A 25,940-nucleotide genomic window follows, 5' to 3' on the forward strand; every position below is an offset into this window, starting at 1 on the left:
CAGAGTGCTTAGTTCGCGAGCTTAGCCGTGAGCATGACTTCGAGCTTACCTTGGTCTATCGCAAAGTTTCGAATGCCTTCGGCAAGCTTATCAACCGCCATTGGATCTTGGTTAAAGTCCCAACGGAATTGTGCTTCAGTCAATGGGGGTTCTGCAGCGACAGTGGTCGTTGCTGCAACCAGTTTAGGTGTGATGTCAACTTGCGAATTAGCCAGTTCTTCTAATAGAGAAGGGCCAATGGTCAGACGATCGCAACCTGCTAGCTCAATAATTTCACCGATATTACGGAAACTTGCACCCATAACAACAGTGTCAAAACCGTGTTGTTTGTAGTAGTTATAAATTTCAGTCACTGAAATGACACCAGGGTCATTTACGGCATTGTAATCTTTACCTGTATCTTTTTTGTACCAATCAAGTATGCGGCCTACAAAAGGAGAAATGAGATAAGCACCCGCTTCGGCACACGCACGCGCTTGAGCAAAGCTAAATAGTAGGGTTAAGTTGCAGTTGATGCCTTCTTGCTCTAGCTCTTTAGCGGCACAAATGCCTTCCCAAGTTGAAGCAAGTTTGATCAGAATGCGTGATTTATCTACACCCGCTTCTTTATATAGGCGAACCAATTTATGGGCTTTAGCGATTGATTTTTCTTTATCGAATGATAAACGGGCATCAACTTCAGTTGAAATACGGCCAGGAACGAGTTTCAGTATTTCTACGCCGATATTGACCGCTAGTTTGTCGCTGGCATCATCAAGTTGCTGCACGAGATCGGTACTTTGTGATTTTGCCCAGTCGATAGCGTTATCTATAAGGGATTCATATTCAGGAATTTGAGCCGCTTTCAAGATGAGTGATGGATTAGTGGTCGCATCTTCAGGTTGGTAGCGTTTAATCGCTTCGATGTCGCCTGTGTCAGCGACGATAGTGGTATATAACTTGAGTTGCTCTAATGTATTGGCCATGAAAAACATCCTTCTCAGGTAGCAGTTTTAACTCGGAATTCACTGATGACTATTAGAAGCGATTTTGCCAACTTTTCCAACCTTGAATGTAAAAAAATTACAAAAATGACAATTTTATGTCTATTAAGGTATGGCTCGAGCTACGGGCTATCATCTTGGCTGCAGTAGAGGGCGTCGCTTGTCCTAGTGTATACCCCACAAAAACAAAAAGTCGCTGCAAGCAGCGACTTTTTTACTTCAGTAAGTACTATTACTTCAGAACAGGTTGTTTTGTTGTGGTAGTCACGATAGCTTCGATGCGACGGTTCGCAGCGTGAGCTTCTTTTGAATCACCAGCAACCAATGGCTGAGTAACACCGTAACCGTTAGAAGTTACGCGGCTTCCGCTGATACCATATTTCTCTACAAGAATCTTGGCAACGGCGTCAGCACGTTTGTCAGACAATTCCATGTTGTATTCTGGTTTACCTACATTTGAGGCGTGACCTGCGATTTCAACAGTGAAAGCTGGGTTTTTGTTCAAATAGTTAGCTAATCTTTCGATGTCTTTGTAGTAAACATTTTTAACTACAGCAGAATCGTTAGCAAACTGGATTGAACCTACGTCTTCTTTGTTCTTCACGTTTTCATAGATAGTACAGCCAACAGAGTCAACTTTGTGAGTTGCTGGTGTTGCTGGACATTGATCTTTGTCGTCGTAAACGCCATCGTTGTCAGAATCAACAGGTGCTGCTGCAACGACTGCTGCGGCAACTGGAGCTGCTGCAACTGGAGTTCCGAAACGGTAGCTCAGTTCTAGACCCCAGTAGTTGCTATCAGCTTCAACAATATTGTAATCATCATTTAAGTTTTCATAACGACGATATTTAGCTTGTAATTTTAAGTTGTCAGTGAAGTTATAACCAACACCAGCACCTAAATATGGAGCAAAATCATTTGTACTGTATTTGCTCGAAGTTACACCATTGTTTTGGCTGTTTTCGAGTGAATAGTACATTGCACCAGCTTCAGCAGATAGGCTCCAGCGGTTAGCTAGTGGCCAAATACCAACTAGACCAAGTGTAGAACCTTTTACGCTTGCATCATTGCTGATACCCGCTGCGTTCCAATCTGTATTACCTAAATCACGGAAGCCGATTTCAGCACCGAAGTAATCGTTGAACATGTAGCCTGCGAAAACATCCCAAGCGTATGGACTGTCTTCACCGTTCTGAGTGGCAACGTGCTCATAGTTATTAACGCCTAAACCGGCACCAACATACCAAGGTGTAAGTTCCTGAGATGCGCTGGCTGCGAGTGGAAGCAGAGATGTCAGTAATACTACTTTTAATGTGTTCTTCATCATTTTATTTATGTCCATTGATTATGATTCTCCACCAATATGCTTTGCTGGTTTTGTGCAAAACATTGCTAGCACTTAGTGTGGGGATCCTTTGATATTTTAGCCAGCGGTTAATTATCACTTGGTTTGTTAACTTTTTCCAGTATTAAGATCAACCTTTTAATGGTTGTCATTCTGTAACTGGTATTTTTAATGCAAAAAAGGCACTCCGAAGAATGCCTTTAAATTACAATCTAATGTTAATTAGATGTTTCTATTAGCGTGTCCATACCCAATTTTCGATTTCCACTGGGTCTACACCATTAGCTTTAATATAGTTGCGGTGGTCAACTAATCTTTGCAGCATATCAGTGGTGATAGAGACGTGCATAGTTTCATCAATAACGCCCTGTTGGAACAGCTTGTAAGCCATATCAATTACAAGGTGATAGCGTGATGTACCGTTACGAACACCCATATCAAATGGCGTTGTTGTTGAACCTTCTTCTTCGTAGCCTTTAATTCTGAAGCGACGGCTGCCTTTGTAATCAAAAATTAACTTTTTGATTGTATTTGGGTAACCATGGTAGTTGAATACCACGCCTTTATCTTGAGTAAATATTTCGTCCATTAACCAAGGTTTTTCTTTAAATTTACGGCTACCTAAGCCATCACTGCTTAATTCAGTGACACTAACGAAGCGGATTTTCACTCTTGGAAGGAGTTCTCTGATTAATACTAGAGAAGCCATACATTCTTGAGTGACATAATCTCCACAACCTGCCAGCACAATATCGGGATTCTCATCTGAGGCAAAATCCCACACCATTACGCCGTCTTTTGTTTGTTTACGCGCTTCTTCCAAGCTTAGCCATTGTGGTAACTCTTTTTTACCTGCAACCAGAATATTGAGTTTGTCACGGTCTGCGAAGGCTCGCTCTGTATAAACCAATGTGCTGTTGGCATCTGCGGGTAAGTAAGCCGAGATTATTTTTGGATGTTTCTCCAGCATAGCCCCAAGGAAAGATGGGTTTTGATGTGAATAGCCATTATGATCTTGGCGCTCAAGTAATGAAGATAATACGACATTACAGGCTGGCAGTGGCTTACGGAAATGTACGCCTTGGCTGGCGTAGACATATTTACAGTACTGATCGGCCATCGATGAGATAACTTGTGAGAATGCTTCGTAGGTGGGTAGCATGCCGTGGCGGCCTGTTACTGTGTAACCATGTAGCATGCCAAAAAGTAAGTTTTCAGAAAGCAGTTCAATGACTCGACCTTCACGGGACATATCTTCATCCCAACTCTCAATTGGCCACTGCCATGCACGATCGGTTTCTTCAAATACAGCTTGTAGTTGATTTGAATAGGTTTCGTCAGGGCTAAAGATACGTAGATTACGTTGGTCGCGGTTTAACTTGAATGCATCACGCATCCATTCGCCCATTTTTAACATTGAATAGCCACGTTGACCACGCGGTACTTCTGGGCCATAGCTGAGTTTTTCAAGATCTGGATTGGTTAATGCTCTAACAACTTCTCCACCATAGGTTAAATGTTGGCGGCCACAGGCAAGTTGCTTGGGTGGGATTAATGAACAAATGTCGGCATCAAAAATCAGTTCGCCTTTTTCATTCATTTGATAGAGTTCTTGGAAGTCGTAACTGGCAAGCCAATTATCCAGTGCATCTAAATGGCCCTTATCAGTAGCACATTTATTGACGATTACTTGATGCGATTCGCAGTTACCTTCTAATTTCTTACCTTTATATTCACTGACACCAGTCCAACCTTTGGCTGTACGCATTAAAATGACTGGCCATTTTGGTTTAACTACATCTTCGCCACTGCGTGCTCGACGTTGAATGTCATTGATCATGGTATAAGCGGTATCCATGGCATTTGTCATCTGCACATAGATATCTTCTTCTAATTCGTTATCAACTATGATGGGGAAATAGCCAAGACCACGGAATTCAAGATCCAGTTCTTCATGGCTCATACGTCCCATGCGGGTAGGACCGGAAATCTTATAGCCGTTAATATGCACAATTGGCAATACTGCACCGCTGGTCGCTGGTGAAACTAAGCGGTTTGCATACCAAGATGCGGCTAATGGTCCCGTTTCTGCTTCGCCGTCACCAATTAAGACGGTTGCGATCAGATCTGGATTATCTAATACTGCCCCCCAGCCTACTGAGAGTGAGTAGCCTAATTCGCCACCTTCAAGAATTTGTCCTGGTGCTTCAGGGTTTGCATGTGAAGGATAACCATAAGCGGCAGAAAACTTCTTACAAATATCTTCGATGCCAGTTTCATTGTAGGGAATAGTTTCTGGGTAGAAATGACTTAAAGAGCCTTCAATGAATAAGTTTGCTTGTACAGCGGGAAAACCATGGCCTGGACCGACTAAATAGATAAAAGAGCGGTTATGCTTCACTATCAAGCGGTTAATGTTGGCATAGACAAAGTTAATACCTGGGCAGGTACCCCAATGGCCAAGTAAACGTGGCTTGATATCAGTATGGGCAAGTGGACGTTTATGTAAGACGTTTTGTTTGAGGTAAATTTGCGAGGTCGCAAGAAAGTTTGTCGCTCTGACGTACTTTTTCAGAGCATTGATTTCATGTATTTGTGTCATGTTAAGCCTCACTAAAACAAACAAGAGATGATTGAAGTTTCTATGGGGTTACTATATTTGTAGTTTTATTACAAAAATGTGCCCTACATCCAAATTTTAAAAGTTGTTTTTGCTGTTAAAAATAATAGCGCAACTTAGACCTTTTGTTAATCTAGCTTTAACAGTAGCTTAGCTAGTGTTGTAAGACGTGATATCAATGACGTTTAACTGTGCAAACGCGAGCTTGATCACATGAGCAATTTCGAATACTGTGCTATTTTGCTGCGTTGAATTCGGTAGCCGTGATGTTGTAAATTCACGGAAGGATAATTTGAAAAAATAAATCTACCGAAATTCTTACCTTTAACTTGGAAGGATTCATTCACCACAGATGTTGTACCTTTAATTGCAATTAGAGGAGCATTTGCTACGGGAAGAAGTAAAATAATATGTTAGAAACCATAGTTAATTTTTTGAATGCGCTACTTTGGGGTAAGTTGTTAGTATATGGACTAGTAGGAGCTGGTCTCTATTTCACCATTAGACTTGCCTTTATTCAGTTAACCCACTTTAAACATTCCATCAAAGTTATGACCATGAGTCGGCAAGGTTGCGATAGCGGTCTTTCTTCATTTCAAGTCTTTTGTACGAGTATGGCAGCCCGTGTCGGTGCTGGTAATATGGCCGGTGTTGCTGTTGCTATTGGTGCAGCGGGTCCAGGTGCAGTATTTTGGATGTGGCTTATCGCTATTTTAGGTATGGCGACTGCTATGGTTGAATCAACCTTAGCGCAGGTTTATAAAGTCCGAGATCATAATGGCCAGTTCCGCGGTGGTCCTTCCTACTACATGGAAAAAGGATTGGGTCAGAAATGGATGGGCATTTTATTTGCTGTCTTTTTGATCATTGCTTTTGGTTTAGTATTCAATGCAGTACAAGCTAACACTATTACCGGTGCCATGGAGCGAGTATTTGGTTTTAATCCAACCTATGTAGGGATTGGGCTAGTGATTGCCAGTGGATTTGTGATTGTCGGTGGTCTACGTAAAGTCGCGCGAGTATCTGAATTTCTTGTCCCCATTATGGCCTTAGCCTACATTCTTGTAGCCTTCATTATCGTTATTTTTAACCTAGAACAATTACCTGCGATTATTAGCTTAATTGTGAAAAGTGCTTTTGGTTGGCAAGAGGCTGCCGCTGGCGGCGTGGCTTATACTGTCGCGCAGGCAATGCAAGCGGGTATTGCTCGCGGACTTTTCTCGAACGAAGCGGGCATGGGCAGTGCGGCGAATGTCGCGGCAAGTGCATCGCCTAACCCTAATCATCCAGCATCCCAAGGTTTTGTGCAGATGATGGGCGTGTTTGCGGATACTATCGTTATCTGTACTGCAACGGCTGCGATAATCCTGCTATCAGGGGATATTGGCTCGAGTGATGATGGGATTCGATTAACCATTAATGCCATGTCTGCACATGTTGGCGACTGGGGTGGCGCATTTATTGCGGTGGCTATTTTCTTATTCTGCTTTACATCCATCATAGCCAATTACTCATACGCTGAAACAAATGTGATGTATTTAATGGGAAATAGTACCAAAGCACTGCCTTTATTCCGTTTGTGTGTGCTTGGCATGGTCATGTTTGGTGCCGTCGCTAAGATAAGTTTAGTGTGGAACTTGGCTGACGTTTCGATGGGGTTGATGGCGACGGTAAACATTGTTGCTCTATTACTATTATCGGGTCTGGCAATTCGCGTTATCAATGATTATCGCGAACAGATCAAAGCGGGTAAGACTCCAGAATTCGATCGTAGTAAATTTCCTGAGTTGATGGATCAGCTTGATGACGATATTTGGCAAGATACCAGTCTCGTGCCGGCTAAAAAGCTTTAGTTAGCCTAGTGCATCGACAATAGGCATTACTGATTGTTGTAATCGAAAAGACCACGCTGTTAAAGCGTGGTTTTTTTATGCTCGTTCAGTATCATAGGCATGTATTTTTGTTTCTGTTGGGAGTTTTTGATGTTGATATTGGTTTCGCCGGCGAAGACCTTAGATTTTGAACAGTCGCCACTGACGCAGGTGTATTCACAACCTGATTTTTTAATTTATAGTCAGGAGTTGATCCAAGAGTGTCGGCAATTGACCCCTACAGATATCGCCACTTTAATGAAGGTGAGCGATAAGATTGCGGGTTTAAATGCGGCACGTTTTGGGGAGTGGCAGCCTGATTTTAGTTTAGATAATGCAAAACAGGCCATTTTTGCTTTTAGAGGCGATGTGTATACTGGCTTTGATGCTGATACATTGTCTGAAGATGAAATTGCTCGAACTCAGTCACAACTACGTATTTTATCTGGACTTTACGGTTTGCTCAGACCGCTGGATTTAATTATGCCTTATCGTTTAGAAATGGGCACGGCGCTTTCTAATCCTAAAGGTAAAAACCTATATGAGTTTTGGGGAGAGACATTAACACAAGCGGTAAATAAAACGCTCGCGGAAACGAGTAGTGATATTATTGTCAATCTTGCATCTAATGAATATTTCAAAGCAATAAAGCCTAAAAAACTTCAAGGGCAATTAATTTCACCCATATTTAAAGATTGTAAAAATGGTCAATATAAAGTGATCAGTTTTTTTGCTAAGCGTGCTAGAGGCATGATGGCGAGATATCTCATTACGTATCAAATTGACACTTTAGATGAATTAAAAGCATTTAATGTTGCTGGTTATTATTATAGTGAAGAGCAGAGTTCCCCAACAAATCCAACGTTTTTACGTGAAGAGCAATAGCGAAATATCGATAAGATGTTAATTGATAGAGAACAGCTAATGCTGTTCTCTATATCATTGATGGCCTATTTTTCAGATTGAGTGACTAAAGGCGTTAATGTCACCGTTGAATTTGCCATGATATAAGCAAATTGTGCGTAGGCGGCGACGTTTTGAGCCAATGCGGCAGGGTCGATTTTATCTAAGGTATCATTCGGTGTGTGATGGTAATCGAAATAATCGTGGCCATCTTGCCTCAGAGATGCAACTGGAACACCTAAGGCGGGGAGCATCGATACGTCTGGCCCACCAGAAGCTTGGTTATTGCCCAGTGCAACGCCATTGAATGACATAGGGCTGAGCGCCTGCTGCACTTCTGTGAATATGTTCTCATTCACTTTAGTATCGATTTGATAAATTCTGCCGGCTCCAAAATCAGACTCTGCAGCTATGTAGTGCAGCGGTAATTCAGCTTTATGAGCCTCTGCATACGCTTTACCGCCAACGAGCCCAACTTCTTCAGCGGCATATAGCACGACTCTAACAGTGCGAGCGGGTTTTATGGGGAGATCTTGGATATGCTTGGCTGCAGCCGCCACAATGGCGACACCAGCGCCATCATCAATCGCGCCAGTACCTTCATCCCAGGAATCTAAATGAGCACCAATGAGCACTATTTCATTGGGCTTACTACTGCCCGTTACTTCGGCAATGACATTGTAGGAAGTATTAAAACCTAAGTTTTTTGGCGACATATGCAATTCGAGCAGGGCATTAGGATCGCGTTTTAGCAATGCACCAACCAAATCAGCATCGGGATTTGACATGGCAGCCGCGGGGATCTTAGGCACGCCATCTTGGTAGCGCATGATGCCAGTGTGGGCCATGCGGTCATGATCTGTGCCAATGGAGCGGATCACGATAGCAACTGCCCCTTTTTGTGCTGCAGCGACTGCCCCTTTCGAGCGGCCACCAACGCTTTTACCATAACCTTCACCAGTGATATGGCGCTCTGTTTTTTGGTCAATAAAAACAATCTTACCTTGCACCTCTTCAGGCTTGGCTTGTTGTAATGCCTCTAGGCTATCAAAGCGCGCGATTTTAGCTTGTATACCTCCAGCAGGAGTCGCAATACTGCCACCAAGCGCAGTAATGACCAACGGCTGTTCTACAGGGACGGTGATTTTGGCTTTGGCTTCACCGCGCTCCCAAATTGGCACTTGTACGGCTTCTTTATAAACACGGTCAAAACCAAGGCTGGTCAGTTTATTTATCGCCCAGTTAACGGCGAGGATATCCTTTGGACTACCTGCAAGTCTTGGACCCACTTCAACCGTGAGTGATTCGACTAAGTCATAGCTTAATTGCGAAGATAATGCTGCCTGTTGTAATTGAATGACTTCACTAGGGGCAGTTTCTACTTGAGTTTGGCACGCACTTAAACTCCCGATTAAAAGACTCGAGAGAAGTGTAGTTTGATAGGGCTTCATTAGATTTCCTTTATTTTTATTAAGCATGTCCCATTTTTAAAAACAATCTAGCAAAAAGTGTGCTTTATGTCCCGACTATATCCGTAAGGCGACGCTATATTAGCGCAGGGGTTAGTTTTAGGAGAGAAAGTGCGTAATGAATATTGAATTAATGCAGGAGCGAGCCGATCATGCCGTAGTGCTATTAAAGGCACTCGCGAACGAACGCCGTTTATTTATTCTTTGTTATTTATTGAATGAAGGAGAAATGTGCGTTGGCGAAATGAATAAAAAATTAGGCTTAAGTCAATCGGCACTATCACAACATCTTGCTTGGTTACGCAAAGATAATTTAGTAACCACACGCAAAGAAGCGCAAACGGTATTTTATTCACTCAAGAGTGATGAAGTACGGGAGATGATTCACTTATTGAACAACATTTATTGTCATTAATAGTGTTTTTCAGATATAAAAAAACCGGCAATTGCCGGTTTTTTTCATTTGCTATGTTATAGATTAAGCAGCGATTGCTTTGATCTTAGCGTTCAAACGTGCCTTTTGACGAGCGGCTTTATTCTTGTGAATAAGACCTTTAGTCGCCATACGGTCAACGATTGGTTGTGCAACAGCAAAAGCTTCTGTTGCTGTTTTGTGATCGCCTGCTTTAATTGCAGCGATTACTTTTTTAACGTATGTACGTAACATTGAGCGACGGCTGGCGTTATGCTGACGACGCTTTTCAGATTGAAGCGCGCGCTTCTTTGCAGACTTGCTATTAGCCAAGGTGCAACTCCTAAAAACTGGATTTGATACTTTTAAAGGCCGAGGAATATGCCTGCATTTAGTCACTTTGTCAATGACTATGATTGAATATTCATCATAAAGATAAATTAATCCAACCTGCCTTGGCTATCTTCGACCCAACTCGTGTAATATGTGGCGCAATTCTAGCAGCTATTACCGCAGTGTGACAGAGCCTGAATCGATTTTTTGAGATGTATCACCTAATCAATTCGATATGGGTCTGGGGGACGTTTGAGTAGAAAATTATTAAAATCTGGCCTGATTGTTAGTGCTATGACATTGATATCCCGAGTTTTAGGTCTAGTTAGGGATGTGGTTGTTGCTAATTTGATGGGCGCTGGGACAAGTGCTGATGTGTTTTTCTTTGCAAATAAAATTCCTAATTTTTTACGTCGTTTGTTTGCTGAAGGGGCTTTTGCACAGGCGTTTGTACCTGTTTTAACTGAGTACCAAGAGAAACATACTGCAGAAGAGACTCGTGATTTATTGAGTAAAGTTGCGGGCACATTAGGTTTACTAGTGACAATAGTGACCCTTTTGGGGGTGGTTGCATCACCTGTGTTGTCAGCTTTATTCGGTGGTGGTTGGTTTATCGCTTGGCTTAACAACGAGCCAGATGGTGCTAAATTTGAACTCGCTACCGTTGTGCTTAAAATTACTTTTCCTTATCTGTGGTTTATCACATTTACGGCATTAGCGGGCTCAATTTTAAATACCCGAGGCCGTTTTGCGGTATCGGCTTTTACACCTGTATTTCTCAATGTGGCAATTATTGCGGCGGCTATTTTCTATGCGCCTACATCGACCCAGCCTGAGATTACCTTGGCTTGGGGCGTTTTTTGTGGTGGTTTGATTCAGTTCCTATTTCAAATTCCCTTTTTATTGCGTGAAAATGCGCTCGTCAAGCCTTCTTGGGGCTGGCATCACCCGGGCGTGGTGAAAATCAGAACTTTGATGATCCCAGCATTGTTTGGCGTGTCTGTCTCACAGATTAACCTGCTATTTGATACATTTATCGCCAGTTTTTTGATGACGGGTTCAATAAGTTGGCTCTATTATGCCGACCGTTTACTCGAATTTCCCTTAGGATTGTTTGGGATCGCGATTGCTACTGTGATTTTACCTGCGCTGTCACGAAACCATGTGAATGACGAAGGTGCGGGCTTTGGCAAGACGATGGATTGGGGGATTAAAGCGATTCTACTGCTAGGTCTACCGGCTATGATGGGATTGATCGTGCTCGCAAAGCCTATGTTGATGGTATTATTTATGCGCGGTGCTTTTTCATTGCATGATGTTGAAATGGCTTCCTATAGTTTGATGGCTTATGGCAGTGGTTTGCTTAGCTTTATGCTGATTAAGGTGCTTGCTCCTGGCTATTACTCTCGTCAAGATACCAAAACACCTGTGCGTTATGGCATTATTGCCATGATCACAAACATGGGCTTTAACTTGCTGTTTGCTATTCCTTTTGGGTATGTTGGACTGGCGATTGCGACTTCGATGTCAGCATTGCTTAACGCCACATTACTATACCGAGGCTTGCATTTAGCTGGCGTTTATCGTGTTTCTAGGCCGACTATGGTGTTTTTTGCTAAAGCCGTGGTCTCTACAGCCTTGATGGTGGTAGTCTTGTATTACTTTTTGCCTTCACAACAAATTTGGTTAGATTGGCATTTGTTCGATCGTGCGAAAGCCTTGATAGGCTTAATTTTAGTTGGGGCAGTCAGTTACTTATTGTGTCTGCTTTTGCTCGGAATTCGTCCTTGGTCAATTAAACGGGGAGCTTGATTGCTGATTCTCATCGCTAGCTGTTATATAATCAGCCGATTTGCGCTTGGCAGTTGTCTAACGTTATGGAATTAATCCGCGGTATACATAACATTTTGTCATCCCACCACGGGTGTGTATTGACTATAGGTAATTTTGACGGCGTCCATCGTGGTCATGCGCAGGTGATTGCGAACTTAGTGCAGAAGGCGAAGCAGTTATCGCTGCCATCGACATTAATGACGTTTGAACCTCAGCCGCAAGAATTGTTTAGCGGTGACAACGCGCCGGCTCGTTTAAGTTTATTACGTGATAAAGTCATTTTACTCGATGAACTCGGGGTTGAGCGGTTAGTGTGTGTTAACTTTAATCGCACTTTTGCTAATCAACCTGCAGAGCATTTTATTGAAGAATTGTTGGTCCGCAAACTGGGTGTCAAATACCTCGTCGTCGGTGATGATTTTTGTTTTGGTCAAGGCCGTAAAGGCAATTTTGAAATGCTAGTGCAGGCGGGTATCCAATATGGATTTACTGTGGTCAGCACTCAAAGTTTTATGCTGGGCTCGCAAAGAGTGAGCTCGACTGCTGTGCGTGAACAATTGGCAAAGGGCAATCTTGAACAGGCGAGACGCCTATTAGGACATCCTTTTACCTTGAGTGGTCGTGTAGCGCATGGACAAAAAATTGGCCGCACAATTGGTTTTCCCACCGCGAATATCGCCTTAAAGCGCAATGTTGTGCCGGTTCGCGGTGTGTTTGCGGTTAAATGTTATTGGGATAACAGCGATATTTATGAGGGCGTAGCCAATATTGGGTTTCGCCCGACAGTGAACGGTCAAGTGTGTCAGCTTGAGGTGCATCTTTTTGATTTTGAAGGTGACATTTACGGCAAACATGTTGAAGTCGAGTTGGTGGCTAAACTCCGAGATGAGCAACCTTTTGACTCATTGGATGCGCTAAAAAAACAGATTTTAAATGATGCAAATGAAGCCAGAGCTTTATTTGGTAATGATGCAGGCTGAAATTTATCAGTTTAATTAACGGTATAGGATCAATGAGCGACTATAAATTTACTTTGAATTTGCCGGAAACAGAGTTTCCGATGCGTGGTAATTTGGCAAATCGCGAGCCAGAGATGTTAGAGCGCTGGACAAAAGACGGTTTGTATCAACAGATCCGTGATAGCCGAATTGGCCGTACTCCCTTCATTTTGCATGACGGCCCGCCGTATGCGAATGGCAGTATTCATATTGGTCACTCAGTTAATAAAATCCTCAAGGACATTATTGTTAAGTCAAAAACCATGTCTGGTTTTGACGCGCCTTATGTACCAGGTTGGGATTGCCATGGTTTGCCTATTGAGCTGAAAGTTGAGCAAAAAGTGGGTAAGCCAGGTCAAAAAATCTCTGCGGCAGAATTCCGTGAAGAATGCCGTAAATACGCTGTAGAGCAAGTTAACGGTCAACGTGAAGACTTTATCCGCTTAGGTGTGCTGGGTGATTGGCAAAATCCGTACTTAACGATGGATTTTTCAACGGAAGCTAATATCGTTCGTTCTTTATCGAAAGTGATTGAGAGTGGTCACTTACATAAAGGCGTCAAACCTGTGCATTGGTGTACTGATTGCGGTTCTGCCTTAGCTGAAGCTGAAGTGGAATACGAAGACAAAACATCACCCGCTATCGATGTGGCGTTTGTTGCTGCCGATAGCAAAGCTGTTGCGGCTAAGTTTGGGGTAAGCGATTACTCACATCCTGTCTCTATGGTAATTTGGACGACCACGCCATGGACGCTACCAGCGAACCGCGCCTTGTCTTTGAGTCCTGAGCTGGATTACAGCTTAGTCGAATTCGAAAAAGACGGTGTGACGCAAGCGCTTATTTTAGCTGAAGTCTTGGTTGAATCTTGCCTGACTCGCTATAACATCGAAAGCCATACTGTGCTTGGTACAACCAAAGGCGCCGCGCTTGAGCTTGTCCGCTTTAATCACCCGTTCTTGGATTTTGATGTGCCTGCAATTTTAGGTGATCACGTCACTACTGATGCGGGTACCGGTATCGTTCATACTGCCCCTGGTCACGGTCAAGACGACTTTGTTGTTGGTCAAAAGTACGGCTTAGAAGTCGCAAACCCTGTTGGCGACAACGGTGTATACAAGCCTGATACTGAGTATTTTGCTGGGCAACATGTTTTTAAAGCTAACGATAACGTCGTAGCTTTGCTGAGAGAAAAAGGTGCCTTGCTGAATCACGTGGCTTACCGTCACAGCTACCCACATTGCTGGCGCCACAAAACACCAATTATATTCCGCGCGACACCGCAGTGGTTCATCTCTATGGATAACCACGGTCTACGTACGCAAGCATTGAAAGAAATCGAGCAGACTCAATGGATCCCTGATTGGGGCCAAAGTCGTATCGAAAAAATGGTTGAAAACCGCCCTGACTGGTGTATCTCACGCCAACGTACTTGGGGTGTGCCTATCACGCTGTTTGTGAACCGAGAAACCGAAGAGTTGCATCCTGATAGCGTGTCGCTGATGGAACGCGTGGCGAATCGTATCGAACAGCAGGGTATCCAAGCTTGGTGGGATCTTGATACCGCAGAATTGCTGGGTGATGAAGCGGAACAATACCGTAAAGTAACCGATACCTTAGATGTTTGGTTCGACTCAGGTTCAACCTTCTCATCAGTGGTAGCCGCACGTCCTGAATTCCACGGACACGGTGTTGACTTGTATCTTGAAGGTAGCGATCAACATCGCGGTTGGTTTATGTCATCTTTGATGATTTCAACCGCAATGAATGGCAAAGCACCGTATAAGCAAGTGCTTACCCATGGTTTTACCGTCGATGGTAAAGGCCGCAAGATGTCAAAATCTATCGGTAACGTCATTGCACCACAAACGGTAACTAACAAATTAGGCGCCGATATTCTGCGTTTATGGGTTGCGGCAACAGATTACAGCGGTGAGATGACGGTTTCTGACGAAATCTTAAATCGCAGCGCGGATGCCTATCGTCGTATTCGCAACACTGCGCGTTTCTTATTAGCCAACTTAAACGGTTTCGAGCCCGCTAAGGATTTAGTGGCCGTTGAAGATATGGTGGCGTTAGATCGTTGGGTTGTTCGCCGTGCCGCTGCGCTGCAACAGGAAATCATCGAAGCCTATGATCAATATAACTTCCATATAGTGACTCAAAAACTGATGCAGTTCTGCTCGGTTGAGTTAGGCAGTTTCTATTTGGATATCATTAAAGATCGCCAATATACGGCTAAGCAAGAAGGCCATGCGCGCCGTAGTTGTCAATCGGCGCTGTATCTGATCTCTGAGGCCATGGTGCGTTGGATTGCGCCAATTCTAAGCTTCACTGCTGACGAAGTATGGCAATTACTGCCTGGCGAGCGTGATGCTTATGTCTTTACCCAAGAATGGTATCAAGGCTTGAAATCAGTCACCTTAGCGACTGATTTGAGCGATGACTATTGGCAGCAGTTGCTAACCGTGCGTAATGAAGTCAACAAAGTGATTGAACAAGCTCGCCGCGACAAACGTATCGGTGGCTCATTAGAAGCTGAAGTGACCTTGTTTGCGGATGCTACCTTGACTGAGCAATTAACCCATATCGGCGATGAGCTAAGATTTGTGTTATTGACCTCTGAAGCCAAAGTATTGCCTTTAGCCGATGCGACATTGGAAGCGGTTGAGACTGAGTTGGCATCACTGAAATTAGTGGTTGCTTCAAGCACTGCTGAGAAATGTGAGCGTTGTTGGCACCACAGAGAAGAGGTTGGCACTATTGAGGCTCACCCAACACTTTGTACTCGCTGCGTAACCAATATTGAAGGTGACGGCGAAGTTCGTCAGTTTGCGTAAAGGATCTGTATGCCATTAACTTGGAAAGACAGTGGCTTACGTTGGTATTGGGTAGCTGTATTGGTGTTTTTAGCCGATCAGCTATCTAAGCAATGGGTCTTAGCCAATTTTGATTTGTATGAATCAGTGAAATTATTGCCCTTCTTTAATTTCACTTATGTACGTAACTATGGTGCAGCTTTTAGTTTTTTAAGTGAAGCTGGAGGTTGGCAGCGCTGGCTGTTTACGATTGTTGCGATTGGATTCAGTACGTTATTGACTGTGTGGTTGCGTAAGCAATCGTCTTCTTTGTGGAAACTGAATCTAGCTTACACCTTAGTGATTGGTGGTGCTTTAGGTAATTTAGTCGATCGATTGATGCATGGTTTCGTGGTTGATTTTATCGATTTCTTCTGGAATAAGAGCCATTATCCAGCATTCAATATTGCCGACGCTGCTATTTGTGTCGGTGCAGTGCTGATTATTTGGGATGCATTTGTAAGCGATAAGTCTGAAGCTGATAGCGCTGAAGGGGTTAAAAAGTGACTGTGACACGTTCATTATTATGCCACATGAACATTGTGCTTGCTGATGGCTCAACTGCCGATAGCACTAAAGCCTCGGGTAAACCGGCTCGATTAAATGTGGGTGATGGTACTTTAAGTCCTGCATTTGAGGCGCAGCTGGTGACGCTTGCTGAAGGTGATAAGCACAGTTTCACGCTTGAAGCGATTGATGCCTTTGGCGAATCCAATCCTGATGCTATCCATTATCTAGATCGAAGCCGTTTTCCGGCTGACATGAGTTTAGAGGCTGGCGTGATTGTGAGTTTTGCTGGCCCTGGTGGTAGTGAGATCCCTGGTATTGTCCGTGATGTTGCGGGTGATTCCATCACAGTCGATCTTAATCATCCTCTGGCAGGACACAAGATCACTTTTGAACTGGACGTAGTAAAGGTATTTTAAGATGAAACTCGATCCTACTAGCCCAAGTTTAAATATTATGCTCGCTAACCCGCGCGGTTTTTGTGCGGGTGTTGATCGTGCTATCAGTATTGTTGAACGGGCGTTGGAATTATTTTCGCCTCCTATCTATGTTCGCCATGAAGTCGTGCATAACCGCTATGTCGTGCAGAATCTGAAGGATCGCGGTGCGGTTTTTGTCGAAGAGTTAGATCAAGTGCCTGATAACAACATTGTTATTTTCAGTGCCCATGGTGTATCTCAAGCGGTGAGACAAGAAGCAAAGGCGAGAGGGCTGAGAGTCTTTGATGCAACGTGTCCTTTAGTGACTAAAGTACATCTTCAGGTGACACGTGCCAGCCGCAAAGGTATTGAGTGCATCCTGATTGGCCATGAAGGGCACCCTGAAGTCGAGGGTACTATGGGGCAATACGATAATCCTAATGGTGGCGTTTATCTGATTGAATCGCCTGCAGATGTTGAAGCCTTGGAAGTTCGCGATCCTAATAATCTCTGCTTCGTGACACAAACTACTTTGTCTGTAGATGATACTTTGGACATTATTGTTGCGTTACAAAAAAGGTTTCCCTCTATAGAAGGTCCGCGAAAAGACGATATTTGTTATGCAACGCAGAATCGTCAAGATGCGGTACGCAATTTATCTGCAGACGTTGATTTGTTGATTGTTGTTGGCTCAAAAAACAGCTCTAACTCTAATCGTTTACGCGAGCTAGCATTGAAAACAGGAACCCAGTCTTATCTGGTGGATACTGCAGATGATGTTGAGTCTAGTTGGTTTGATAATGTTACACGTGTAGCCGTCACCGCAGGAGCTTCAGCCCCCGAGGTCTTAGTCCAACAAGTGGTTCAAGCAATCGCTAAACTTGCCCCTAGTGTTGTGACTGAAGTTGAAGGGCGTAAAGAAGACACTGTTTTTGCTGTGCCAGCCGAATTACGTTAAATCTGTGTACTGTTTAATCGACAATAAAAAAGAGGCTATAAGCCTCTTTTTTATTGTCTCAAATTCATTCAAAGCATAATGATGTCAATGCTTATGTGCTAATGTTACTGGCTACTTACATTTTACTCATCTATTATTAACTGTTGGTGATTTTTATCGTAATACTAAGATTTTAAAAGGTAAATAGCTGAAAAGCTTGTCAAAAATATGGCTAAAATCGAAAGGTTGACACAAAGGGGATTTCAACGGGGCTTCTCATTAATTGAAGTGCTTGTTGCGTTAGTGATCTTAGTCATTGGCTTAATTGGTATTTTTAATCTGCATATTGTTGCAAAGCGTGGCAGCTTTGAATCCTTTCAGCAAACTCAAGCCTCCTATTATGCAAACGATATTATCAACCGGATGAAGCTTAATAGAACACAACTGGTCAATTACGATGGTGAGTATACAGGCTCTCTGGGTAAACCCGGTAATGTTTGTGACGTTGCTGTTGGCGCAGTGAGTATATGTACTCCAGAAGAGACTGAAGCTTGGGATCTTTACCAGTGGGAACAGAGTTTTATGGGGGCAGCCGAAGTTATGGATAGCCAGAATGTTGGTGGGTTAGACTCTCCAACAGCTTGCATTAATGTAGATGGTTCAACTGTAACGGTCGCAATTGCGTGGAGAGGGATCCGAGAGGGCGCGGGTACAAGTTATTCTGGGAGTGAATGTGGAGAAGATATTGGTACGCGTAGGCGGCTTTTTATTCTTTCGACAATGATTATTTAGGTTAACTATGTATGGATAATTTAAAAAACTGTGAGAAAGGGATGTCGCTGGTTGAGCTAATGGTCTCTATGGTCATTGGCTTATTTCTCACTCTTGGGCTTTTTGGCATGTTTAGTATGTCTTCTTCCAATGTGATCACAACGAGCCAGTTTAACCAATTGCAAGAAAATGGACGAATTGCTTTGTCGCTCATGGAAAGAGACATTAGTCAGTTAGGTTTTATGGGGGACATAACAGGAACTGATTTTGTACTTGGAACCAATATGACCTTGAGGGATGGTGTTGCAAATGATTGTATTGGTGCAGGTGTAAATAACGGTACTTTACCTAATGCTGAACCTGCACACTTTAGGCGTCTATGGGGATATGAAGAGGGCGAGAGTGGGGATACATTAAGTTGCTTATCAGGTGTGAATCAGAATACGGATGTCATTCAAATTAAAAGATTAGTTGGCCCACCAGTGACTAATCCTAATGGCGAGCGTTTTTATATGGCTGCAACTTCGAGTGAAGCTGTGATGTTTAAAGGCGGTAATCCTCCCAATCCAGTACTCGAAAATGCTCGTTTTTGGGAATATCAGCATCATATTTATTTTATTAAAAATGATGGTTCTGTACCTGTTCTACGCCGAAAAACATTAACCAAGAATAATGGCATGAATAACGAAGAGCAGTTAGTTGAAGGCATTGAGAATATGCGTATTCTTTATGGTTTTGATAGTAATGGAGATGATACCGCCGATAGTTTTATGCCAGCAGAAAATGTAACCACATTAATGTGGGACAACGAATTATTTCAAAGACTTGTTGCCTTAAGGGTTTTCTTGTTGGTTCGCGCTATTGATGAAGATAAAAGTTACACCAATGAAACTACTTATACTCTGGGCGATAAGGAAATTAAAAATTTGAATGATCATTATCGACGCAAGATAGTTTCGACGACTATGGTGCTTGCTAATCCAGTGTTAATTAGAAATTAGAAGGTTGGTAAGATGAAAAAGCAAAAAGGAATTGTATTATTTTTTGCACTTATCATATTGTTGCTTATGACTATTATTGGTGTCGCTTTGGCTGTTAATTCGACCCAATCTATGCGTATGTCTGGAGCAGGATCAGAACGTATAGAGGCTAAGTCTGTTGCTGATGGTGGCTTAGAGGCGGCAATCGAAGCCAATAAAGGTGCTAGCTTAGCCAAACTATCTGAGATTTCATCTGTGGTTGAATTTGGTTCTAACCAAACGTTAACGCCAATTCCTTATGAAGTTGATGCTGTAGGTAATGTTGTCATTAGTGCAAAAGATGTTGGATGCCAGCGAAGTACAAGGCCAAATAGTGGTAATTTAATTAGCTGTCGGCGTGTTGAGATTAGTAGTACAGCAGAATTTGGTAGAGATAAACTGGGCCAACTAACTGTTGTCGCAGGTGTGGAGCAAGAAGTTTTAACTGGGAGTTAGATATGATTATTAAAAAGCTGGCTTGTTCTATACTACTTGCGCTGACTTTTGTGTCGGCTTTCTCCTTTGGTGACGATACTGAGTTATATGTAAAAGAATCAACAACTCGAACGGGCGCAAGACCTAAAGTGCTCGTTATATTTGATAACTCAGGAAGTATGTCAACTGAAGAAATTACTCAGGTTGTAGATTATGACCCTAACTATGACTACCCAGCCGTAAGTGGTTCTGGGTATAGTGATACTCTTATTTATTATGCTGTTGGCGGTGGGGGATTACCCACCCCTGATACTAGCTCTGATAAGCGTAATTTTAAAGCTAGTTTAAATGGATGTAGTCAAAGCAAAGCTGCATTAGCAGAGTTTGGTCGTTTTACTGGGTATATAAGAGAGTTCACATCAAGTGGTACTACTGGCGTTTGGAAAGAACTACCTGAAACAAATGGTACTGCAATAAAAGTAATTGATTGTTGGGAAGATATTTCTCAAATAAATCCGAGTAATTCATCATCATATCCTAATGGATTTCCTGCTAACGGGGTAACAACTGGGTCAGGTAGTAAAAAGAAAGCATATCCATATTTTACTTCCTCACTACCAGGAACAACTTGGACCAATGCTTTAGCCGCAGCCAATAATACTGACTTTGGTGTTGGACAACCTATTACCTTGTACACTGATAATTACCTAAGATGGTACGGATTATCTAAAGCGGGAAAATTACCAACGGTAAAAGTTTCAAGACTAGAAATTGCGAAGAAAGCGATTTCTAATATTATTAGTTCAACTCCAACAGTGGATTTTGGACTTGCTGTATTTAATTATAATTATCCAAATGAAGGTAATCGAGACGGTGGTCGAATTATATCTGGCATTACTCAGATGACGGATAGTACGCGTGCGAGTTTATTAACTACTATTGATAATTTGCTGGCAAAAACAAATACACCACTATGTGAGACTATGTATGAAGCTTACCGTTATTTTGCCGGTAAGGGCGTTAAATATGGTCATAGTGATACAGATTATGGCTCTTATGTTGGAAATAAACCACCGTATGACAGCTTAGTGGAGAAGAGTGGTAACTACGCAAGTCCATTTAAAGTATGTACGGATATTGCTTATGTTATCTATGTCACTGATGGCTCTCCAACAGTTGATAAAAATGCGAATAATGACGTTATTAGTTTAACTGCCACAGGAAGTAAAGAAGGAGATTACTCTTCATTTTCTAAAAATCTAGATACAGCAAGCTATTTGCCCGCATTAGCTAGTTATATGTTTAATAACGACTTAATTAACAAGTTGGACAGTTCAAATACTGAACAAATGCAGAATGTTCGTACTTATACTATTGGTTTTAGTAAAGGTGCAGAAGATGCCGCACCTTTACTTGCTGAGACGGCTAAAAGAGGTGGTGGTTTATATTTTGCTGCTCAGAACAGTCTTGAACTACAGAATGCACTTAATGATGCGTTATCAAATATTTTGAATATTGATTCAAGTTTTACATCTCCAAGTATTGCTAGTAATAATTTTGATAGGACTCAGACATTTGATGCCGCTTATTACGCTATGTTTCTCCCAGGCAAAGGACCTCGTTGGAGCGGTAATTTAAAAAAATTAAAAGTAACCGCAGATGGTACATTGGTTGATAGTAAAGGAAATGCAGCTATAGCAGATAACGGCAATATTAAAGATGGTGCCTGTACTATATGGTCGGATTGTGTTGCGCAAAAGGATGGGAATAAAGTTGAGGTCGGCGGAGTCGCGGCACAAATTAGAAAGCAAGATGTTAGGAATATTTTAAGTAACTTAAATGGGTCCTCCAGTTTAACGCCCTTAACACTTGCTAATGCACAAACTGCAGCAGGAGGTGATGCTGCGCTAGCTAGCTATATGAGAACTAGCGTGGATGAGCTTGCTAATACGTTAAATTGGCTTAATGGGATAGATGTCGACGACGATAATAAAGATGGTAGTACGACAGATAAACGTAATGATGTTATGGGTGATCCTCTTCATTCTAAGCCACTAGCACTCAATTTCGGCACAAAAAGCGCGACTGATATTCGTATCATGCTTGGCACGAATCAAGGTGTTGTGCATATGTTTAAAGATGCGGGCGAATCTGTATCAGAGACTTGGGGCTTTATTCCCTATGAGTTATTGCCTAATTTAACAGAACTGAGAAGTAATGATCCTTCAGGTGTACACACAGTATACGGAATGGATTCATCTCCAGTTGCTTACACAGAAACTGATGCTGAGGGTAAAGTGATTAAAGCATGGGTCTATATGGGGATGCGTCGAGGTGGATCGTCTTATTATGCCCTCAATGTGACAAACCCTGATAGCCCTTCTCTAATGTGGACTATTAATCCATCAACGGATGGTTTTTCTGATCTTGGACAAACATGGTCTGAGCCTATAGTGACGAAAATCGTTGGTTATGAAAAGCCTGTACTCATTTTTGGTGGTGGCTACGATGTTAGTTTTGATGCAACTCCTTCATCTTCTCCGGTAGGTCGTGCGGTTTATATTGTCGATGCAGAGAAGGGAACTTTGATTCATTCATTTGGTGGCTCTGCATCGGGTGCAACAGCACTTTCGGGAATTCAGGATAGCATTCCAAACTCAGTCGCCGTACTTGATAGTAATAATGATGGGTATACAGATAGGATTTATGCCTCCGATGTCGGTGCAAATGTCTGGCGTATTGATCTTCCAAGTGCAAGTAAGTCGAGTTGGAGTGCATTTAAATTGGCTTCTTTAGGTGGTACTGATAGTAATAATCGCCGTTTTTATGCAGAACCTGTTGTAGCACAAACGATGTTTACTAATTTATCCGAAGTTAAGGTGACAACAGAGAGTGGTACTACTACGACTAAAACTTATCAAAATGTTCCCTATGATGCGGTGGTGATTGGAAGTGGAACGCGACCCCACCCATCATCTACTGATATCAATGATATGTTTTTTACATTGCAAGATCGTAATGTGGTGACTAAGAGTTTTACTGGCGGTGATGTTCCCGAGGCGATCACAATCAATGATCTCTATGATGTGACTTCTACTGCACCTGCGTCTGAAGCCGACAACATAAGTTTCGGTAAAAAACTCGGCTGGTTCTATGATTTTAGTGGTCTAGGTGAAAAGAGTTTAACAGCTGCCTTGATTGTCCAAGGCAAAGTTTATTTCACTTCTTATTCTCCCCCTGCTGACTCGGTTGCCGATAACGTGTGTTTAGTGTCTGGTTCTGGCAAGTTATATCCGTTCGATTTGCACAAAGGAACGAGATCCTTTTCTCAATTATATTATGAACTGGGTGAACGTGTACCGGATACACCGCAGATTGTTATTCCTGCACCTGAATCCGGTAAAGATCCCTATATCTATATTATTGGAGTTGGTAAAGGTGAGAAAAATGAAAATGGGGATTATACAGGTACAATCAATGTTGCTTCTGGGTTAGGTGTTAATAAAATTTATTATCATATAAATGAATGAGTTATTAATTTATGAAGGTTCAACTTAAAGGTTTTACCCTGATAGAGGTGATGATCGCCGTCGTGATCATTGGTATTTTGGCATCGATTGCATACCCTTCTTATACGCAATACATTGCTCAGAGTGCAAGATCAGAAGGGTTAGCTGCTTTGATGCGTATAGCAAACTTGCAGGAACAGTATTATCTCGATAATAAAAAATATGCTACTGATTTAACAAAACTTGTAGGGGCAAACCCTTATATCACTGAGCATAAACATTACTCTGTATCATCAAGTGGTGAATCAAGCTTTACGATTAAGGCAGTTGCTCAAGGGGTTCAGGCTAGCCGTGATGCCTCGTGCTCTTCTTTAACAATATCAGATACTGGGGCAAAAGGTCCGAGTGCGGAGTGTTGGAAATGAAATTAATAAACCTCTTTATAACGGTGGCTTTCTTACCAAGCTTAGTTTGGGCTGACTCTGGAGCAACAGTCAGCGAACAAGACTTCAAATGCTACATTGCATCAAAGAAAAGTGCTGAGATTGCCTTCTATCATTGGAAGAGTAGTGAAATGAATGTGAGAATGGCTAGCCTTGTTGGTACTACTCGCCAATCAAATGATGGATCGAAATATTACATCTATAGTGTTGAGGAGTGTGTCGCATTAAACGCTGAATTTACTAATACTAAGGCGCAAGTTTTGGATAAGTTAACACCTAGATAAACATCTAACATGTATTTTTAAATATTAACAACGAACGATTTAAGGATAATATTATTTTAGGGTAGTGAACGGTAGATTTAGTCTCCCATAGTTTATGTGCAGCTTTTCCCATCTGCGCCCTCTTTTATTAAACCTGAAGTGCTAATGTTGATGCTTTTAGAATTGTCACTTTGCCCATTTGAACAATAGATAATTGATGTTTCAACTGAGACTAAACCATCGGGTGTAAAATCAATTTTTTTATCGGCGGGCCCTGATAGGGAAATTACATCGTGTGTATTGAAACTATCGATCACTTTCAATACATTCTTGGCACCCCCATTGTCAATATATACACTGAACCCCTTATTCCAGTCTGTGCCGCATGGTGATGCCGCGTATGGGCAGACTGTTACTGTTGCGCCATAGTTGACAGCTTGGTTTCTTGCAAAAGCAAACACATCACTAATTTTTCGTATTTCATTAGCGCTGCGTGTCCCTTCGTATAGCGACGTAAGTGATGGAACCCCTATGGCTAGTAGGATTGCTGCTACGGCAATTGTGACCATCAGTTCGACTAAGGTAAATCCTCTTGAAATAATTAACATGTAGCTATCCTCGTTAAAACTTAGCTAAGTATATGCGAGGAGACTCTAATGGTCAGTATCTATTCTATATTTTCAATATACCCAATAAATTGATTTTCTTGCTTTTATATAATTAAATTTAAATAGGGAGTATATATTTAAATTTAATCGCAATTGATATTTTTTGCGGTAGAAAGGCGAACTCTACCCGCCTGATTAACAACGATTGCACGGGAGTTTTTGCTATCAATTGTTCGTGGGCAATACTTGAAAGTACCATTACTTCCAGAAGCTAACCCATCAGGTTGAAATTTTATCGAACTTTTATTGTATGTTAAAAAATCTTTCGAATCGAATTCATCAATGACCTTAATAATTTTATCGTTAGCATCGAAGCTTTCGACTACACCTGTATCAATGAAAATTGTTAATCCCTTTTGCCAATCTTGAGTGCATTTTCCATTTACGAGTGGGCATACTGTGACCCTATAACCATAACTAACAGCTGTATTTCGCGCAAATTGAAGTGTCTGCTGGATAGTTTTAATATTAGTATCAGCTCTTATCTGATCGCTGAGCTCGGTCAAGGAAGGAGCTCCAACTGTTAACAAGATTGTTGAAATCGATATCGTAGTGATAAGTTCTATCAGGCTAAAGCCTTTTGGATGGAAGTTCATAACAGATCCTTGTTATTTTACGCTTGCATCCCGCGAGCGAGTTAGTGCTGGTTAGAATGTAAGTATAAAATCTGAGGCAATATTCATAGTACTTTTTTTAGACTTTTATGTGCTAAAAGCGATTTTATAGAAACTGTGTTTTATGAGTAAAGCACTACATTCACTTCAATATTGACGTAACCCCGTGTAAGCTAGTGTTATTCTGTTTGTTTATGTTATTGCAAGGGATGAGGAATTTTTAATGAAAAAAGTTGAAGCCATTATTAAGCCATTTAAGTTAGATGATGTGCGCGAATCACTTGCAGAAATTGGTATCACTGGGATGACGGTACTGGAGGTTAAGGGTTTTGGTCGTCAGAAAGGGCATACAGAGTTGTATCGTGGTGCCGAATATATGGTGGATTTTCTTCCAAAAGTAAAAATAGAGTTAGTGATCCAAGACGATCTGCTCGACCAAGCAATTGATGTCATTGTTGAAACGGCCCGCACAGGCAAAATTGGTGATGGTAAAATTTTTGTCACTGATGTTGAACGTGTTATCCGTATTCGAACGGGTGAAGAAAACGAAGAAGCGGTATAAACTGCTTACGAACGATTCTAAAGGGCCTAGTGGCCCTTTTTTGTTGCCTAAGCATGTGGAAAAACTAAATAGTACCGCTAGGTTTCTGAAATATCTTTAATGGAAAATAGCCTGTTTTACTCAACTAATGTAGTTATCTCTTATCTGTAACATGGTATAACTTAGCCTCGC

23 protein-coding genes are annotated in these 25,940 nt (G+C 42.1%); 16 read left to right on the forward strand and 7 right to left on the reverse strand.

The window, feature by feature from the left end; translation table 11 throughout:
- Positions 1-8: 8 nt before the first annotated feature.
- From tal to L5M40_RS20620, 3 genes are all read right to left on the reverse strand, one after another.
- Positions 9-965 carry a transaldolase gene (gene tal, locus L5M40_RS20610; protein WP_028760931.1) on the reverse strand — a complete coding sequence of 319 codons (957 nt, stop codon included), beginning with the start codon at positions 963-965 and terminating at the stop codon, positions 9-11.
- 250 nt (positions 966-1,215) lie between these two features.
- Positions 1,216-2,325, reverse strand: a complete 1,110-nt coding sequence (locus L5M40_RS20615; protein WP_263257159.1) for an OmpA family protein — start codon at positions 2,323-2,325, stop codon at positions 1,216-1,218.
- A gap of 238 nt (positions 2,326-2,563) precedes the next feature.
- Positions 2,564-4,930: a phosphoketolase family protein gene (locus L5M40_RS20620; protein ID WP_105249944.1), complete on the reverse strand. Its 2,367-nt coding sequence runs from the start codon at positions 4,928-4,930 to the stop codon at positions 2,564-2,566.
- A gap of 428 nt (positions 4,931-5,358) precedes the next feature.
- On the opposite strand from L5M40_RS20620, the gene L5M40_RS20625 reads away from it, so the two are divergent.
- Both L5M40_RS20625 and yaaA read left to right on the forward strand, forming a co-directional pair.
- Complete coding sequence (locus tag L5M40_RS20625) at positions 5,359-6,801, forward strand: alanine/glycine:cation symporter family protein (protein ID WP_028760928.1); 1,443 nt, start codon at positions 5,359-5,361, stop codon at positions 6,799-6,801.
- Positions 6,802-6,930: 129 nt separating this feature from the next.
- Entirely contained in the window at positions 6,931-7,704 is a 774-nt protein-coding gene (gene yaaA / locus L5M40_RS20630) for a peroxide stress protein YaaA (protein WP_263175560.1), read from the forward strand.
- 65 nt (positions 7,705-7,769) lie between these two features.
- Here yaaA and L5M40_RS20635 read toward each other — a convergent pair whose 3' ends face one another.
- Positions 7,770-9,173, reverse strand: a complete 1,404-nt coding sequence (locus L5M40_RS20635) for a M28 family metallopeptidase (protein ID WP_263175559.1) — start codon at positions 9,171-9,173, stop codon at positions 7,770-7,772.
- Between the two features lie 136 nt (positions 9,174-9,309).
- Between L5M40_RS20635 and L5M40_RS20640 the strand changes: the two genes are divergently transcribed.
- Positions 9,310-9,606, forward strand: coding sequence for an ArsR/SmtB family transcription factor (locus tag L5M40_RS20640; RefSeq protein WP_006084975.1), 297 nt, complete (start codon positions 9,310-9,312; stop codon positions 9,604-9,606).
- 63 nt (positions 9,607-9,669) lie between these two features.
- Here the strand turns inward: L5M40_RS20640 and rpsT are convergent, their stop codons facing one another.
- Positions 9,670-9,936, reverse strand: coding sequence for a 30S ribosomal protein S20 (gene rpsT / locus L5M40_RS20645; protein ID WP_011790375.1), 267 nt, complete (start codon positions 9,934-9,936; stop codon positions 9,670-9,672).
- A gap of 252 nt (positions 9,937-10,188) precedes the next feature.
- On the opposite strand from rpsT, the gene murJ reads away from it, so the two are divergent.
- The 12 genes from murJ to L5M40_RS20705 all read left to right on the forward strand — a co-directional run bounded on the left by murJ (position 10,189) and on the right by L5M40_RS20705 (position 23,946).
- Positions 10,189-11,748 carry a murein biosynthesis integral membrane protein MurJ gene (murJ, locus tag L5M40_RS20650; protein WP_105249941.1) on the forward strand — a complete coding sequence of 520 codons (1,560 nt, stop codon included), beginning with the start codon at positions 10,189-10,191 and terminating at the stop codon, positions 11,746-11,748.
- Positions 11,749-11,813: 65 nt separating this feature from the next.
- The gene (gene ribF / locus L5M40_RS20655) at positions 11,814-12,749 is read left to right on the forward strand and encodes a bifunctional riboflavin kinase/FAD synthetase (protein WP_105249940.1); all 936 of its coding nucleotides are present in this window, start codon (positions 11,814-11,816) and stop codon (positions 12,747-12,749) included.
- A gap of 32 nt (positions 12,750-12,781) precedes the next feature.
- Positions 12,782-15,604 (forward strand): isoleucine--tRNA ligase, encoded by a 2,823-nt coding sequence (gene ileS, locus L5M40_RS20660; RefSeq protein WP_263175558.1) that lies wholly within the window; start codon positions 12,782-12,784, stop codon positions 15,602-15,604.
- 9 nt (positions 15,605-15,613) lie between these two features.
- Positions 15,614-16,129: a signal peptidase II gene (lspA, locus tag L5M40_RS20665; RefSeq protein ID WP_028760922.1), complete on the forward strand. Its 516-nt coding sequence runs from the start codon at positions 15,614-15,616 to the stop codon at positions 16,127-16,129.
- A complete protein-coding gene (gene fkpB, locus L5M40_RS20670; RefSeq protein WP_028760921.1) occupies positions 16,126-16,548 on the forward strand; it encodes an FKBP-type peptidyl-prolyl cis-trans isomerase in 423 nt (140 codons plus the stop codon). Before lspA ends, fkpB begins: the two co-directional genes overlap by 4 nt.
- Position 16,549: 1 nt before the next feature.
- The gene (ispH, locus tag L5M40_RS20675) at positions 16,550-17,506 is read left to right on the forward strand and encodes a 4-hydroxy-3-methylbut-2-enyl diphosphate reductase (protein ID WP_028760920.1); all 957 of its coding nucleotides are present in this window, start codon (positions 16,550-16,552) and stop codon (positions 17,504-17,506) included.
- A gap of 183 nt (positions 17,507-17,689) precedes the next feature.
- Entirely contained in the window at positions 17,690-18,277 is a 588-nt protein-coding gene (gene pilV / locus L5M40_RS20680; RefSeq protein WP_212601294.1) for a type IV pilus modification protein PilV, read from the forward strand.
- An 11-nt stretch (positions 18,278-18,288) separates the two neighbouring features.
- Complete coding sequence (locus L5M40_RS20685; RefSeq protein ID WP_028760918.1) at positions 18,289-19,257, forward strand: PilW family protein; 969 nt, start codon at positions 18,289-18,291, stop codon at positions 19,255-19,257.
- Positions 19,258-19,269: 12 nt separating this feature from the next.
- Positions 19,270-19,731: a PilX N-terminal domain-containing pilus assembly protein gene (locus L5M40_RS20690; RefSeq protein WP_212601291.1), complete on the forward strand. Its 462-nt coding sequence runs from the start codon at positions 19,270-19,272 to the stop codon at positions 19,729-19,731.
- 2 nt (positions 19,732-19,733) lie between these two features.
- Positions 19,734-23,240: a pilus assembly protein gene (locus L5M40_RS20695; RefSeq protein ID WP_263175554.1), complete on the forward strand. Its 3,507-nt coding sequence runs from the start codon at positions 19,734-19,736 to the stop codon at positions 23,238-23,240.
- Positions 23,241-23,251: 11 nt separating this feature from the next.
- Positions 23,252-23,644, forward strand: coding sequence for a type IV pilin protein (locus L5M40_RS20700; protein WP_028760915.1), 393 nt, complete (start codon positions 23,252-23,254; stop codon positions 23,642-23,644).
- Positions 23,641-23,946, forward strand: coding sequence for a TapY2 family type IVa secretion system protein (locus L5M40_RS20705; RefSeq protein ID WP_028760914.1), 306 nt, complete (start codon positions 23,641-23,643; stop codon positions 23,944-23,946). The genes L5M40_RS20700 and L5M40_RS20705 overlap by 4 nt, the downstream gene beginning before the upstream one ends.
- Before the next feature lie 92 nt (positions 23,947-24,038).
- Here the strand turns inward: L5M40_RS20705 and L5M40_RS20710 are convergent, their stop codons facing one another.
- Both L5M40_RS20710 and L5M40_RS20715 read right to left on the reverse strand, forming a co-directional pair.
- A complete protein-coding gene (locus tag L5M40_RS20710) occupies positions 24,039-24,533 on the reverse strand; it encodes a GspH/FimT family pseudopilin (RefSeq protein ID WP_028760913.1) in 495 nt (164 codons plus the stop codon).
- 143 nt (positions 24,534-24,676) lie between these two features.
- Positions 24,677-25,189: a GspH/FimT family pseudopilin gene (locus L5M40_RS20715; RefSeq protein WP_263257160.1), complete on the reverse strand. Its 513-nt coding sequence runs from the start codon at positions 25,187-25,189 to the stop codon at positions 24,677-24,679.
- 241 nt (positions 25,190-25,430) lie between these two features.
- On the opposite strand from L5M40_RS20715, the gene glnB reads away from it, so the two are divergent.
- Positions 25,431-25,769, forward strand: a complete 339-nt coding sequence (gene glnB / locus L5M40_RS20720; RefSeq protein WP_028760911.1) for a nitrogen regulatory protein P-II — start codon at positions 25,431-25,433, stop codon at positions 25,767-25,769.
- Positions 25,770-25,940 lie beyond the last annotated feature (171 nt).

Origin of the sequence: Shewanella sp. SM68 (assembly GCF_025653925.1) — a bacterium.
GTDB lineage: Bacteria > Pseudomonadota > Gammaproteobacteria > Enterobacterales > Shewanellaceae > Shewanella > Shewanella oncorhynchi.